The organism is Clostridium fessum (assembly GCF_027698965.1).
Classification (GTDB): Bacteria; Bacillota; Clostridia; order Lachnospirales; family Lachnospiraceae; genus Otoolea; species Otoolea fessa.
In genome coordinates this window covers 77,988-92,970 of sequence record NZ_JAQEQF010000011.1, presented here as the reverse complement: position 1 = coordinate 92,970, position 14,983 = coordinate 77,988, and the positions used below count along the sequence as shown (strand labels likewise).

Sequence of the window (14,983 nt, the reverse complement as noted above, 5' to 3'; positions counted from 1 at the left end):
ATATCCCTACAGTCCCAGAATCTTCTTCTGCATCAGAAGAATATCCAAAATATCTACTTTTCCATTTCCATTTAGGTCGGCGCGCGCGATTTCCTCCGCTCTTAACTTTCCAAGTCCCAGTATCGACCGCTGTGCCAGCAGGATATCCATGATGTTCAGCTTACCGTCGCCGTTGACATCCCCGCGCACCGACGATGCCGCATGCGTTCCCGATGTGGACTGGGATGGTGCCGCCGCGCTGGTCGGCGACTGGCTCCCCTGCGGACTGCCGGCGCTCCCGACAGACTCCCCATTTGGCGCAATCAGGGTTCCGGAACTGCCGCTCCCAAATCCATTCACATTCGATCCCGGTGCGGACTGCCCGGAAGGAGAGCTTCCTGAACTGCTTCCCGAAGAGGTCGGACCGACAATCTGCACATCCGAACCGCCGGAGGAAGAATTTCCTGAACTGCTTCCTGAAGACATGCCCGGTCCCGTCGCCGGACCGCTAGAGCTGCTTCCAGAGGAAACGCCGCTTCCAATCGAGCTTGAGTAGGTCGGACCGCCTGACTGGCGCACTACGTGAAGGACGTAATTTCGCAGATTTCCATTTGCCGCTTTGACCGTCACGGTGATCTCATTGACACCGCTCTGCAGATCGACCGTTCCCGTTCCGGCAATCGTTGCCTTGGAATCAATCGCGCTCGCTGCTACCGTCACGCTTGCCACCGACGGATCCACGATCAGATCGTAGGACTCTGTATCTCGGTTAAAGGTCGGTGTCAGTGCAAATCCATCGACACCCAGCGCCGACAGCTTGTTGTTCGGGCTGCCGTCCAGCGTCGGTTTGACGCAGGCGCCCGCCGGCATATTTTTATACACCGGAATCGAGAACTCAAGTGTTGTATTTGCCAATGCCGTGATCTTCGAAAGCGTCAGTCCTTCGGCAGCTGCCGCCTGCACATTCGTCATGTACTGGTGTTTATAAAGGTTGCTGCCCTGCACATTAAATTTCTTTAAGTACAGCGTATCCTGTCCTTTTTTTACATAATTCTCGCCGTAATAAACCGAACCGCCACGGATCGATTTCTCGATGCTGTTCCACGGGCGCAGATAGGTTCCCGACTGGGATGCCCACCAGAGTCCGCGTTCTACCGCACTCATCGAGCCGGACTGATATGCCTCTATATTAAAGAAGTTATAATAACCCTGATAGCCGGACACCGTTCCGGAAATACTGCGTCCGGTTCCCTGGCTGCCCTGTTCCTGCAGAATCATCGATGCCAGAATATATGGATTGACTCCCGATTCGGATGCCGCATTCATGATGATATCTACATAGGAAGTGCCGATTGCAGACTGCTGCGCCACTCCCGTGGAAGTTCCCGAACTGCTGGAAGTGCCACTTCCCGGTGCACTTGTTCTTCCGCTGCTGGTTGAACCAGAAGTTGTTCCAGTTGTGCTGCTTCCCGGTGCGCTTGTACTGCCACTGGTGGTTCCAGCCGTGCTGCTGGTTGTCCCCGATGACTTATTCGATGTGCCGCTGCTGACCGGCGCCGTCTCCCCGTCTGCATTGTTGGAAGAAAATCCATCTCCCGCCATGCCCGGTCCATTGGTCGCTGCCACCCGCTCCGTCTTATGATCGCTGATCGAAGCAATCGGAGACGACAGACCGGCGCTGCTTCCGCTCGAACCTGACGAACTTCCCGGTCCCGTCGCTGAACCGGAAGAAGAGCTTCCTGAACTACTTCCCGTACCGGCCGATACCGACGAGCCGCCCGACACCGTGCCGGAAAGGAAGGTTCCGCTCACCATGTTCTGCAGCCCCGTCTTCGTGTGAAGCGAACTGTCATACGACTGTTTCATGAACTGGTAAATATATTTATCATTTAAGAAATTCCGCGGATCCATATAATAGGCGATAATATCCGAAGACGCCTGTACCCAGGAGCTTCCGTCAAAACCCGGCCAGGTTCCGGTTCCCCAGTCATACGCACCTGTCTCGGTCGATTTCCAGGACGAAATGCTGCTGCTCGCAACCAGGTTCCGCCCGATCACGCTTTCATTTTTCAACGCTGTGTTCCAATCCAGATTTGTCTGGAACGCCGTGAACGTCCAATTCGGATATTGTGCATGCAATTCCCGGAGCCCCTGTTTATAGCTCTCCGGAAATCCCTGCTTTGTCAGATAGCTTTCAAAATCCGAATCCGATTTGATCGCAGTCGGAAACTTTATGTATTTGCTCGAAACATAACCCGTCTGCTCACCGCCGCTTCCGCTATATCGTATCTGATACCATACGACGCCATCCGTTCCCGTCTGCTCACCAAGTACTGTAACTGGTGCGCCCTTGGACAGCTTCGCTAGTGCCTGATACGAAGTGCCCGGACCACTCCGGACATTCAGGTTTGTCGCATTGACCGACGCGGTTCTCTCTTCCGCATAGCTGACGATCCCCAGCAAAGACTCTGCTGCAGTACCTGCCAGCCCTGGGTTGACCGCCATCACAGCACCCAGCAGAAACGCCGCCGCCCGTTTCCCCAATAACTTCCATTTTTTCATCCGTCTATCTCCTCATTCTGCTGCGTTTTCTGCAATTCATCCCCCGCAACGGAATTCTTATTCTGTCTGCCGCCGTATTTCCAGACAGCCGCTCGACTGTTTTCCATCTTTTTCACGTTTTTACAATCGTATCTATTATAATGAAAAAAGACCATATGTGTCAACCTTACCGAAAAAACTTCGCAAAATTTGGGGCCTTTGCGCGAAATTGTAAGATTTCCTTAATTTTTAGAAGCAGTATAAGTTGGCTTTGAAATGTTTTCCGGATATATGATTTTTGAATGCATAGTAGCATAAAAAGGAGTGCCAACCCGGTACACTCTACCGATTCTGGCACTCCTTTTGGCTCAAAATCCTTAAATTCTTTTTAGCTTAGATCTGGTAAGACTCGCTTTTTCTTCCAGCCCAGGTATTGATGCCGTTTCCATCCATCTCCTCAGTGGACACCGGTGCTTTCTTTACTTCCGGTGCAGCCGCTTTCAGGATCTCACGTTTCTCAACCGGCGGTTTCTTTGCCGGACGGGACTCGAAGAACTCTTTTGCCACCTGTGGGAACAGTGCATAAGTCAGGACATCCTCATCCTGCTGCTTCCACTGCTTCATCTCCGCCTCAATCTTCTCAAGCTGCGGCTCGATCAGATCTGCCGGACGACAGGTGATCGGTTTTGCATCGCCGATTGCTTTCTTCTGAACTTCTTTGTCGAACGGCTTTACAGTCTGTCCGAACTCGCCCATCAGAAGTTTCTTGGATTCCTTTGTGAACATCTTGTAGCGCTCGCCCATCAGGACATTTAATACAGCCTGCGTACCAACGATCTGGGAAGACGGAGTAACTAACGGCGGCTCACCGAAGTCTTTGCGGACTCTCGGGATCTCTTTCAGAACATCGTAGTATTTATCCTCTGCGCGCGCTTCTTTCAGCTGGGAAACCAGGTTGGAAAGCATACCGCCCGGAACCTGATAACGCAGGGTATTGATGTCAACGCCCAGAACCTTGGTATTCATCAGACCACTCTTTAACGCTTCCTCACGCATCGGGCGGAAGTAATCTGCGATCTCCGCCAGTTTTTCCTGATCCAGTCCGGTATCATACGGAGTACCTTTGAAGGTCTCAACCATAACCTCGGTCGCCGGCTGGCTCGTTCCCATCGAGAACGGAGACATCGCGGTATCGATCATGTCAGCGCCCGCTTCCACTGCCTTTAGGTACGTCATGGATGCAACGCCGGAGGTGTAATGCGTATGGATATCAATCGGAAGATCAACTGCTTCTTTCAGTGCTTTCACAAGGATCTCTGCATTGTACGGGGTCAGAAGACCTGCCATATCCTTGATACACAGAGAATCAGCGCCCATATCCTCGATTCTCTTTGCAATGTCTTTCCAATAATCCAGTGTATATGCATCACCCAGTGTATAGCTCAGCGCTATCTGTGCGTGTGCTTTTTCTTTGTTGGCTGCCTTTACCGCTGTCTCCAGGTTGCGGATATCATTTAAACAGTCAAAAATACGGATAATATCAATACCATTGGCAACTGATTTCTGTACGAAATATTCTACCACATCATCTGCATAGTGGTTATAACCCAGAATATTCTGTCCGCGAAACAGCATCTGAAGTTTTGTCTTCTTAAAACCATCTCTCAGCTTTCTAAGGCGCTCCCACGGATCTTCCTTCAGGAAACGAAGGCTGGCATCGAATGTCGCACCGCCCCAGCATTCTACTGCATGGTATCCAACCTCATCCATCTTTCCGATGATCGGAAGCATCTGCTCCGTTGTCATTCTGGTTGCAATCAGAGACTGGTGCGCGTCACGAAGGACAGTTTCCACGATCTTAACCGGCTTTTTCTTTTCATTTGCCATTCTAAAGATACCTCCCAATACACTTTTATTATGAGTCAACTATCTGCGACCTGACTGATCAAATAATTCACAGCCATATTTTTATCTATTATACCACAAGTTTTCCGATTTCTGGATAGTTTTTTTAATATAATTTCATAAGTAAATTCTATATCGTGGAAATGTGGGTTGTGATTTTTGCTGATGTCAGGGAGCTTTCCTCTGCGCCGCGTGGGGGCGGCTGGAGGAAAAAAATTTCTTGGTCACTTCTTTCTAGTCCGCAGTGCAGCAGCTCGAAAAAACTTCGTTTTTCCTCGCTGTCGGGCATTCGCCCTATGAAAAAAAGAAGCCGCACACAGCTGCTTTTGTGTAAACACAACGCTTCTGTGTGTGGCTTCTTTTTTTCGCACTGCTCTTTGCTTACGCAAGTTTGGACTTAGCCAGCTCTGCCAGTTTTGCGAAACCTTCTGCATCGTTGATAGCCATGTCAGAAAGGATCTTGCGGTTCATCTCAACACCAGCCTGCTTTAAGCCGTACATGAACTTGCTGTAGGACAGACCATTGATACGTGCTGATGCGTTGATACGAGCGATCCACAGCTGTCTGAACTGTCTCTTTCTCTCTTTACGACCAGCGTAGGAGCTTGTAAGAGCTCTCATTACGGACTGCTTAGCTACACGGTACTGTTTGGAACGTGCGCCTCTGTAACCCTTTGCCAGCTTTAATACTCTATTGTGTTTCTTTTTAGCGTTTAATCCGCCTTTTACTCTTGCCATCGGTTATTTCCTCCTTCTTAATCCTCGAATCTTATAAGTACGGTAAAATCTTCTTCATTACCTTGCTGTTTGTAGCATCAGTAACGATGTCTTTTCTAAGATTTCTTTTTCTCTTTGTAGATTTCTTAGTTAAGATGTGGGATTTGTAAGCTTTATTTCTTACTAACTTTCCGGTTCCGGTTGTTTTAAAACGTTTAGCAGCTGCTCTGCTTGTTTTCATTTTAGGCATGGTGTAGTCCTCCTTAATAATAGTTATGTCCTTATATCTAGCGTTTCGCAGAAAGGAACAGTACAATACTTCTTCCTTCTACTTTTGCCGGTTTATCAACGGCTGCGATATCGGCAAGCTTCTCTGCAAAATCGTCAAGGATATACTTTGTCTTTGACATATGTGCCATCTCACGACCTCTGAAACGAAGTGTAACCTTTACTTTATTGCCTTTTTCCAGGAATTTTCTCGCATTGTTCATCTTGGTATTCAGGTCATTTTCATCGATATTCGGGGAAAGACGAACTTCCTTGATCTCGATTACCTTCTGTTTCTTCTTAGCTTCTTTTTCTTTTCTTGCAAGCTCGTATCTGTATTTACCGTAATCGATAATCTTGCAGACCGGCGGCTTCGCAGTCGGAGCAATCTTTACTAAATCCAATTCCGCTTCTTTCGCTAACTTGTAAGCATCCTTTGCGGACATGATTCCAAGCTGCTCTCCATTTTCGCCAATCAAACGAACCTCTCTGTCTCTAATCTGTTCGTTAATCATTAACTCGCTAATAGTCGTGCACCCCCATGATATGTGATGATTTTGGTTGATTCAGTGTCAAAAAAAATAAGTGAACAGTACAGACCATCCACTTACTCATAATAGGAAATCCAATATAGGAAATTTCTCAAATTTATGAACCCACAGTCACTTGCTCGTGCTGAGGTGAGGTAGATAACCTGCTTTCCTGTCTTCGTAAAGTTGTTTCCTCACAACTTTTGTTAGTATACTATGGTTTCTTTGGAATGTCAACCGGTTTTTTCGAGATTTTTGAGAAGATTTACAAATGATTTTTAAATATGGTTCACGTGTTGCGCAAATGACGGCAACGTACGCAAATACATTTACGGACATACTAAAAACTACCGCCGGATATCATTACCTCTGCCCGATTTTGCTTCCTTCCTGACAGAATTTTCCATATCCGGCGGCATTTTTTATTTCGAATGCTTATGCAGGCTTTCTTCTATTTAAATTAAAAAGAAAACCGCATCAGAGTCACCGCTTCTGGAAACTCGAACATTCCGTCTGCATAGAAACCGTCGCATTGCCTCCGGTGATTCCGATGTGTTCCGCACTGCACCGGCGGTCTGTATTATAAACACAGTTCGTTGCCTCGCACTCTACTTCGAGACGGCTCTCCGGTGTTTTAAAAAGGTTGCGGAATGTGCCGCCTTTCTTCTCGTCGAAGCTGCCGCAGCAGGTATCGCATTTATCCTGCGCTGTCTTTCCTTCTACCAGAATGGTATTTTTACAGCAGCAGTTTTCCGCATTGTGCATACATCCGGTTACACTACAATCCAGTTTTGTCATGATTTTTCCTCCTGTTTTCTGACATGCATCACCGAAAGTCTCCTCCGGCATCCAGCCGTCAAACTTTTCAGCGATACACTTTTCAATGTGTCATGGTTTTCGTTGCTGTTCACACATGTATGACCAGTAACGGGATTTTGCCGATACTTCGCATTTCAAATCGACAAAATCCGCAACCAGAACTGTATCGTACGGAATTTTCAGTTCAGAAAATTCCTGCCTGTGAACAGTTACTGGTTTTTAGATTCAGGAGTAGTATCTGCTTCTTTTTTGGATTTATTCGTGCAAACTAAAACAAACGCATCCATGATTTTATCTCACAGATGCGTCTGCCTGATTTTTTAATTTTTCAAAATTATTTAGCTTCGTCTGCTTTCACAGTCTCACGCAGGTTTTTCTCTTCGATCTCCTTCTGGATGGACTCGATGAAGCTCTCTACACTGCTTGCGCCCTCGTCACCCGCAAAACGGCTGCGGACGGAAACGGTCTTCTCTTCCTCCTCTTTCTGTCCAACAACCAGCATGTACGGGATCTTCTGGGTCTGTGCCTCGCGGATCTTGTAGCCGATCTTCTCGGAACGTGTATCCATCTCTGCACGGATGCCAGCCTCGGTCAGCTTGTCCAGAACTTCCTTGCTGTAATCTGCGTATTTGTCAGAGATCGGAAGAATCTTTACCTGTACCGGTGCCAGCCAGGTTGGGAATGCACCTGCGAAGTGCTCGATCAAGATACCGATGAAACGCTCGATGGAGCCAAATACAACACGGTGAATCATGATCGGACGATGTTTCTCGCCGTCTGCTCCGGTGTACTCTAATTCAAATCGCTGTGGAAGCTGGAAGTCAAGCTGGATGGTACCACACTGCCAGGTTCTTCCGATAGAATCTTCCAGATGGAAGTCGATCTTCGGTCCATAGAATGCGCCATCGCCCTCGTTTACCACATACGGCAGTCCCAGCTCTTCCAGAGCGGAACGCAAGCCTTCGGTTGCCATCTCCCAATCTTCATCACTTCCCATGCTGTCTTCCGGACGGGTGGACAGCTCTACGTGATATTTGAACCCAAACAGGGAATATACCTGGTTGATCAGGTGTACAACGCCCTTGATCTCGTCCTTGATCTGCTCCGGTGTCATGAAGATATGTGCATCATCCTGTGTGAAACAGCGTACACGCATCAGACCATGAAGCTGACCAGATTTCTCATGACGATGAACGATACCAAGCTCACCCATACGCAGCGGCAGATCACGGTAGGAACGTGGCTCAGAAGCGTATACCAAAACGCCGCCCGGACAGTTCATTGGTTTAATTGCGTAATCCTCTTCATCGATCACAGTTGTATACATGTTGTTTTTGTAATGATCCCAGTGTCCGGAAGTCTCCCAGAGCTTGCGATTCAGGATGATCGGAGTGGAAATCTCTACATAACCAGCTTTTTTATGGATTTCTCTCCAGTAATCAAGCAGGGTATTTTTCAGTACCATGCCCTTCGGCAGGAAGAACGGGAAACCCGGACCTGCATCGTGCATCATGAACAGGCCAAGTTCTTTGCCCAGTTTACGATGGTCACGTTTCTTTGCCTCTTCCATCATTGTGATGTATGCTTCCAGATCCTCTTTGGTTGCAAATGCGGTCGCATAGATACGGGTCAGCATTTTGTTCTTCTCGCTGCCTCTCCAGTATGCACCTGCCAGATTCATCAGCTTAAATGCCTTACCAACACCCTTGGTGTTCATCATGTGAGGTCCTGCACATAAGTCAGTAAAATTACCCTGACGGTAGAAGCTGATCTCTGCATCCTCCGGCAGATCCTCGATTAATTCTACCTTGTACGGCTCCTCTTTCTCCTTCATGAACTCGATCGCTTCATTTCTCGGCAGAGTAAAGCGCTCCAGTGGAAGTGCTTCTTTGATGATTTTCTTCATCTCTGCCTCGATCTTCGGCAGATCCTCTGCAGTCAGAGGGGTAGCCGGATCGACATCATAGTAGAAACCGTCTGCGATGGACGGTCCAATCGCAAGTTTTGTCTCCGGGTAAAGGCGTTTTACAGCCTGTGCCATTACATGGCTGGCGGTATGGCGCAGAGCTGCCAGACCTTTCTCATCCTTTGCAGTCAGGATATTTAACTGACAGTCATGGTCGATCACGGTACGGAGATCTTCTTCCTCACCGTCAACCTCACCCAGACATGCCACTCTCGCCAGGCCTTCGCTGATGTCTTTTGCAATGTCGATGATGGACATCGGGCTCGCATATTCTTTGACAGAGCCATCTTTTAATGTGATCTTCATCTTTTTTCTCCTTTTCGTTCTGAAATAATAAAAGCTTCCTGACCAGAAGAACCAAAAAAGTCCCTTAGCCAGATGTTTCTGACTAAGGGACGATAAATCGCGGTTCCACCCTTATTGAATCGATCGTTCGGATCGACTCCACTTCATTCTGATGATAACGGAATCACCGTTCCCGATTAAGGGACATTCAAAGCTGGTATTCAGATTTGTTTTCCTGTCCGGCGCTTCCACCCACAGCCACCTGCCTCTGTTATTTCAGGCTTTTCCTGCGACGCCGTTCTCTGTCCAGTTCCACAATCCTACTGGTCTTCTCAACACTTTCTTTATATAGATAAACCCGTTTCTGGTTCATCATTTACAGTCTTGATTATATCAGCTGTTTCTATTTTGTCAAGATATTTTTCCGCTTGAGTTTCCACCTCATTGACAGACCGCCTCTTTCATGGTATGATAATAAGGATCTAAATATAAGGGCCAGTACCGGTTTCGACAGGGATCATGAAGCTGGTGAAGCTATCCGCATGCGATGCGTTAAATGGCAAACTTAAAATTAAACGCTAACAACAAATTAGCATACGCTGCCTAATTTGGCAGTTGTCAGCCTTAGAGCACTCACACTTTAAGAATCTGGCATCGAATATGTGAGAAACGATGACAGGCGGGTTTCGGACTGTCAGGCGTATCAGGAACTACTGAAATTCTGAGGATGTTCGTTTCCGCAGGATAGAGGGAATGTCAAAGAACGGACTATGATAGTAGAAGAACAGGGAATTGGTTTTTGGACACGGGTTCAACTCCCGTCTGGTCCACTAAAAAGAACTGCCGCCCAGCAAATCATTTGCTGATGCGGCAGTTCTTTTTCTTATCTATTTTTATTCTGCATCTTTTACCGATTCTGGAATATCTCAATAATCGCCTTCACGATCGCCACCAGCACATTCCACATCCGTTTTAACGGACCTTCTTCACTGCTGCCGTCTGCCTCCTGATCGGAGATATCGGTTGATTCATCATCATCGCTGATCTCATCGGTCCGCAGGACGATCTGCACGCTGTTCGGGGACGGATTTTTCGAGGAGGTAAAGGAAATCTTCTCCGCCTCCGGATCTATGTTCAGGAAGTTGTTCTCATCCTCAAACTTATCGATCTGCTCATCGAGCGTACTCTTCATGTCTTCCCCCGCTTCCCGAACCGCCGCAAGCTGATCGATCATGGTCAGGTTCTTATCAAGAATCTTCTCCATGCCCTGCAGCGTTGCCTTGGTTCCGGCATCCAGCGAATCACCTGCCGAAATCAGCGTGTCATTCAAAAGACTGAGCATATCATGTGTGGTATAAAGCGCCCTGGTCAGCCGGTTCATCAGTTCTTCCGAATCAGACAGGGAATCCAGCATCGTCGGCACATATTTATCCGTTGTGTCAATCAGGACCCGCATATCATCCAGCAAATTAATCAGTTCATCGGTCGAACTTCTGAGCGCCGATAAAGTCGAACCCGTCTTGCCAGTAATATCTCCCGCCGTCTTGAATGCACCATTCACTTTATTCACAATCGTTTTCGCAGTTTTCTGCGCCTGCTCCACTTTCTGGAAAATGCCCTTCGTCTCTTCCACCAGACTTGCAGCATCCGCAGAATAAGTAGTCGCTGACAGAGACTCCAGTGCCTCCTCTACATCATCTTCTGCATTGCCAATCTCATCTTCCCAACTCGCATCATTGACACCGCCGCTTCCCGGCTCGCCGGACGGTCCGGCTGTCAGGGTTCCCGCAGAAACCTCGGTTCCAAATGCATTCACCTCTGCATCCTGACCCGAGGAGTTGTCTTCCGAAGCGGAACCCGAATTCTTAGCAGAATCCGCCTCTGCCTTGTCTGCCGTCGAAGCAGGATTCTTCTCTTCCGTCTTTGTCGCTGATTCAGCCGCTTTTTCCGCCTGGTTACCAACTGCACCAGACGCTGTGCCTGCGCCCGCTGCTTCCTGTTCAGCCGAATCTTTACTTTCTGTTCCTGCTGAGCCAGAGGCCGAAGTGCCTGCTGCCATTTCCGCGTCATCCGTGGTATTTGCAGAACCCGTAGTTCTTGCATGATCGGCGGCACCTGCAGAATCGGTGATATCTGCGCTGCCAGCCGCCCCCGCTGTCTGACCATTTCCGTTTCCAGATGCCGCCTCCGACGATACAGATGTCTCTTCCTTCTCCGCACTCTTCATCTTGCGGATCCGTTTCAGCTTCATGCCGTCTAACGTGGCTAAACTCTGATTCAGGCTTCCAATCCCCTGTTCTGTCACCGCCAGGGAGGTATTTCCCTGTCCCAGAAGTTTATCGAGTTCTTCCAAAATTTTCTGGACTTCCGCCGTCCGCTGGACAATATCTTTCTCGATCGCATCCTGCGTCTGCTGGCTGACAAGACCCTTATTTAATTCATCCGAAGCCGACCGGAGCGATTTGCTCAGACTTCCCAGGCGGTCATACAGGCGATCCAGTTCATCCTGCATATCTTCCATCGTATTGGAAAGCGCCTGTGTGTTGCTGTTAATATCCGTCACCGCATCGCGCGCCGTCTGTAAATACGGAATCATGACCGTCGTCTGATCCGTGACCGCCTGCAGATCGGCAAGCGCCTGTGTCGAGAGCGCCTCGATCTGTTTCCGGTTAGCACTGACGGTTCCACGCGCCTGATCGAGATTTGCCAGACCGCCCTTCACGCCGGAAACATCCGACTTCATGGATTCCATCGTCTTTAACAGCGCATTCATGCTGTCATACATCTTGTTTCCATCCTCGCGCCAGGTATCTTTCGCCTCTTTCAGATCCTTGATGCGGTTCAGCTCATCCAGGGTCCCCGGAACCATCATCATAATGACTCCGATATTCTCATACTTATCCGTGCCGACCCGGACTGTAAAATCGCCGTCCTCGCCCGGAAGCGCCGCAAACATTGCCGCCTGATAGCTTCCAACCGACTGCACCTGCGCCCCCGGCGCATCGACACTATAGCATTTCTCCATATCCACCGGCACAAGCACGGTCAACACCATATTATTTTTATAATACGCCTTCGCCTTCTCATTCGGGGTCGCCTTTACATTGACCTCAACCAGACCAGACGCCCCCGCCAGTTTGGATGCATCCGCTTCCACTCCATTAAGTTTATAGGAAACGTCAAACGTCCACGGCAGATCGACGCTGTTTTTCGGCATCGTACACTGATAATAAAAACGCGAATTCTTCTCCGGCAGTTTCCATGTGACGGTTCCATCGCCAATTTCCGGCGCCGTGTCGTCCGTCATGTTGACCACCTTGTCATAGGTACCATAATCGGTATATTCGGTCAATCCATTCGTGGTACAGCCTTTGACCACATTGATCTGCGTTGCCGTTCCATAATAGTCCAGATTGACATACATCGTTTCATCTACCTGAACCCTTGGTGCAGCCGCCCGGACAGGAACTGCCGCACTCGTTACCAGCGTAACCGCTGCCAGCGTCGCCGCCGCTCCTCTTCTAATGATCTTCTTCATGGCTTCCAGCCTCCCTTTTTTCTGTCATCTTCCGTTTCCGGTCTTTTCTTCGTTCTCTCACTTTTCCAAGTAGCCGGAGCTTTCTTCTGTGTTTCTCCCGCGCCTCCGCATCGGAATCTGTTTTCTCTTGAGGACCGCCCGTCTCTGTTATTTCTGTATCTTCCAGCGCTTTCGTTTCAGCTTCGAATTGTTTTCTTTTCGACGTAACTGAATCCACCAGCGGCTTTTTCCCTTTCCACACGGCACCAGCCACGCGTCTTGCCGCCCGTTTCATACGGGCATGGCGGCGTTCGCGCCGTTTTTTGAAAAACAGATGAATCCTCTCAAATTCGTTCTGCATCAGGATATGATCAAACAATACCAGAAATGCCGGCATCAGGGAGCAGACAAAAAGCATACTAATCAGAGCCCCCCGTCCAATCAAATGTCCCAGATCGCCGATCGCCGCGACACTCGATACCTTGTATACAATATATCCGGCACAGGTCAGGATCGAACCGGATGTCAGAATCGCCGGAATACTAAGATTCAGCGTCCCTATCGCCGCTTCCTTCTTATCCATCGTCTTGCGGCATTCCAGATAATTGTTCGTCGTCAGAATCGCATAATCGACGGTCGCGCCCAGCTGGATACAGCTTACGATAATGTAACCAATGAAAATCATCGTGTCTCCGACGATGTACGGTACCGCCATATTGACGAAAATCGCGACCTCAATCGGAATCATGATAAGGAGCGGAATAATCAGTGATTTAAAACTCCACATGACAACCACAAATACGCCGATCAGCGACATCACATTGACACGGCTGTAATCCTTCGTGATCGTCGTCTGGATGTCCTGTGTGGACGGTGTTGTGCCGACCAGATACGAATTTTCCGGATAATATTTCTTCATGATCGTCTGGATCTCATCCGAGCACTGGTACGCCAGCTTGCTCTCGCCCTTACTCTTAACGTAAATAAGGATTCTCGCATAATCTTTTTTATGTAACTGGCTTGTGATGCTGTACGGAAGGAAATCTTCCGGTACGCCCTCCGGGAGCTGCCCGGACAAGGACGTTACACTCTTCATGTACGGCAGGTCTTCCAGCTCATCCGTGAACTGTTTTTCCTTGATAAAAGAAGTATCCGGCACGATTGCCATCATCATATTGCTTCGTCCGAATTTCGCTGTAATCAGCTCATCATCCTCATATACCGTCGTTCCCTCGCTGGCGCCGACCGCGTCATTTCCGTAGAGGAAATCGTTCATGCTCTGCGCCGTGTATGCCGGGATCACCAGCACCGCAATCAGAATCAGCACAATGCGGCGGCTGTTGTAGATACCGTGGCTGAGCTTATCAAACGACGGCAGGAACGAACGATGGGATGTTTTCTCAATCATCGGCGTCATACGCAGAATCATCGCCGGCATGAAAAACACCACTGTCAGAAGACTCAGGACAATACCTTTTGCCAGCACGAGTCCCATATCAAATCCGATATTAAACTTCATAAAACACAGAACGATAAATCCGACGATCGTCGTCAGGCTGCTGGCGAAAATAGAGTTTAATGCCTCATTGATCGCGTTGCTTAACGCGGTCATCTGATCCAGTCCCTTTGCCTTTTCCCTCGCAAACGCGTGGCTTAAGAAAATCGAATAATCCATCGAGCAGGCGAGCTGCAGGACCGCCGACACACTGTTCGTCAAAAAGGATATCCGCCCGATAAACAGGTTCGTTCCTTTGTTCAGGACGATCGCCACGCCCATGACCGTCAGATACAGCACCGGTTCAAACCAGGAGTTCGTCGTCACGGTCAGAATCAGGAAAATAACCACGACCGCCAGCGTCATAATCAGCTTCATCTCGCTCGAAACATTTTCCTGCAGCGATTTATTCTGAACCGCCATGCCGACGTAATGTCCCTTGTCTCCGAGAATGTCCTTGATCTCATCGATCGTCTGGGACGTCCTCTTATCCGTGTCGCCGTTTACAAAAACAATATCCATAACCGCCGTATTATCCTTGTAATACTCATCAACACTATTAAAGTTGATAAATGCGTCCGCCGCGTATACGCTGGTCGATGTATCGAGCCACATGACCTGATCGACTCCGTCCAACGCCTCTATTTTATCCTTGTAGGCTTTCGCCTCATAAAGCGAAACATCATCAATCATGATGCGCCCCGTGCCGGGGTAGCCGAATTTCTCTTCCATCAGGTCCAGTCCCTGTTTGGACTGGACGGTCGACGGCAGGTATTCCGTCAGATCATAGTTGATCTCGACAAACGGCGCCATGAGCGCTGATATCAGCACCAGAACCAGAAAGACAATCTCGATCGCCCTGCTCCGCTCAATGATGAATTTCGGCAGGGAGAAGGCTTCTTTTTCCGTCTGTTTTTCTTCTTTGCGTTTATGTAAAAATTTCAGTTTCATGCCTGCTTGCT

9 protein-coding genes and 1 other RNA gene are annotated in these 14,983 nt (G+C 48.8%); 1 reads left to right on the top strand and 9 read right to left on the bottom strand.

Going from position 1 to position 14,983, the window contains the following annotated elements:
* Window positions 1-6 precede the first annotated feature (6 nt).
* From PG862_RS13105 to thrS, 7 genes are all read right to left on the bottom strand, one after another.
* Entirely contained in the window at window positions 7-2,541 is a 2,535-nt protein-coding gene (locus PG862_RS13105; RefSeq protein ID WP_118472747.1) for an SH3 domain-containing protein, read from the bottom strand.
* A gap of 372 nt (window positions 2,542-2,913) precedes the next feature.
* Window positions 2,914-4,407, bottom strand: coding sequence for an oxaloacetate decarboxylase subunit alpha (locus PG862_RS13100; protein WP_022358437.1), 1,494 nt, complete (start codon window positions 4,405-4,407; stop codon window positions 2,914-2,916).
* A gap of 399 nt (window positions 4,408-4,806) precedes the next feature.
* Window positions 4,807-5,163, bottom strand: a complete 357-nt coding sequence (gene rplT, locus PG862_RS13095) for a 50S ribosomal protein L20 (RefSeq protein ID WP_270707671.1) — start codon at window positions 5,161-5,163, stop codon at window positions 4,807-4,809.
* A 31-nt stretch (window positions 5,164-5,194) separates the two neighbouring features.
* Window positions 5,195-5,392: a 50S ribosomal protein L35 gene (gene rpmI / locus PG862_RS13090; RefSeq protein ID WP_022358435.1), complete on the bottom strand. Its 198-nt coding sequence runs from the start codon at window positions 5,390-5,392 to the stop codon at window positions 5,195-5,197.
* Window positions 5,393-5,429: 37 nt separating this feature from the next.
* Window positions 5,430-5,924, bottom strand: coding sequence for a translation initiation factor IF-3 (infC, locus tag PG862_RS13085; protein ID WP_107000016.1), 495 nt, complete (start codon window positions 5,922-5,924; stop codon window positions 5,430-5,432).
* A gap of 498 nt (window positions 5,925-6,422) precedes the next feature.
* On the bottom strand, window positions 6,423-6,737 hold the full coding sequence (locus tag PG862_RS13080) for a DUF1540 domain-containing protein (protein ID WP_107000017.1): 315 nt from the start codon (window positions 6,735-6,737) through the stop codon (window positions 6,423-6,425).
* A gap of 355 nt (window positions 6,738-7,092) precedes the next feature.
* Complete coding sequence (gene thrS / locus PG862_RS13075; RefSeq protein ID WP_270707669.1) at window positions 7,093-9,030, bottom strand: threonine--tRNA ligase; 1,938 nt, start codon at window positions 9,028-9,030, stop codon at window positions 7,093-7,095.
* Window positions 9,031-9,501: 471 nt separating this feature from the next.
* On the opposite strand from thrS, the gene ssrA reads away from it, so the two are divergent.
* Window positions 9,502-9,842, top strand: a transfer-messenger RNA (tmRNA) gene (gene ssrA, locus PG862_RS13070).
* Window positions 9,843-9,916: 74 nt separating this feature from the next.
* On the opposite strand, the gene PG862_RS13065 is transcribed toward ssrA, so the two are convergent.
* A complete protein-coding gene (locus PG862_RS13065) occupies window positions 9,917-12,547 on the bottom strand; it encodes a prolipoprotein diacylglyceryl transferase (RefSeq protein ID WP_270707668.1) in 2,631 nt (876 codons plus the stop codon).
* Window positions 12,531-14,972: an efflux RND transporter permease subunit gene (locus PG862_RS13060; protein ID WP_270707667.1), complete on the bottom strand. Its 2,442-nt coding sequence runs from the start codon at window positions 14,970-14,972 to the stop codon at window positions 12,531-12,533. Before PG862_RS13060 ends, PG862_RS13065 begins: the two co-directional genes overlap by 17 nt.
* Between the last annotated feature and the right edge of the window lie 11 nt (window positions 14,973-14,983).

Excerpts from the sequence above, each read along its gene's own strand:
- PG862_RS13105 (WP_118472747.1), bottom strand. The coding sequence starts at position 2,541 with ATGAAAAAATGGAAGTTATTGGGGAAACGGGCGGCGGCGTTTCTGCTG.
- PG862_RS13100 (WP_022358437.1), bottom strand. The coding sequence starts at position 4,407 with ATGGCAAATGAAAAGAAAAAGCCGGTTAAGATCGTGGAAACTGTCCTT.
- rplT (WP_270707671.1), bottom strand. The coding sequence starts at position 5,163 with ATGGCAAGAGTAAAAGGCGGATTAAACGCTAAAAAGAAACACAATAGA.
- rpmI (WP_022358435.1), bottom strand. The coding sequence starts at position 5,392 with ATGCCTAAAATGAAAACAAGCAGAGCAGCTGCTAAACGTTTTAAAACA.
- infC (WP_107000016.1), bottom strand. The coding sequence starts at position 5,924 with ATGATTAACGAACAGATTAGAGACAGAGAGGTTCGTTTGATTGGCGAA.
- PG862_RS13080 (WP_107000017.1), bottom strand. The coding sequence starts at position 6,737 with ATGACAAAACTGGATTGTAGTGTAACCGGATGTATGCACAATGCGGAA.
- thrS (WP_270707669.1), bottom strand. The coding sequence starts at position 9,030 with ATGAAGATCACATTAAAAGATGGCTCTGTCAAAGAATATGCGAGCCCG.
- PG862_RS13065 (WP_270707668.1), bottom strand. The coding sequence starts at position 12,547 with ATGAAGAAGATCATTAGAAGAGGAGCGGCGGCGACGCTGGCAGCGGTT.
- PG862_RS13060 (WP_270707667.1), bottom strand. The coding sequence starts at position 14,972 with ATGAAACTGAAATTTTTACATAAACGCAAAGAAGAAAAACAGACGGAA.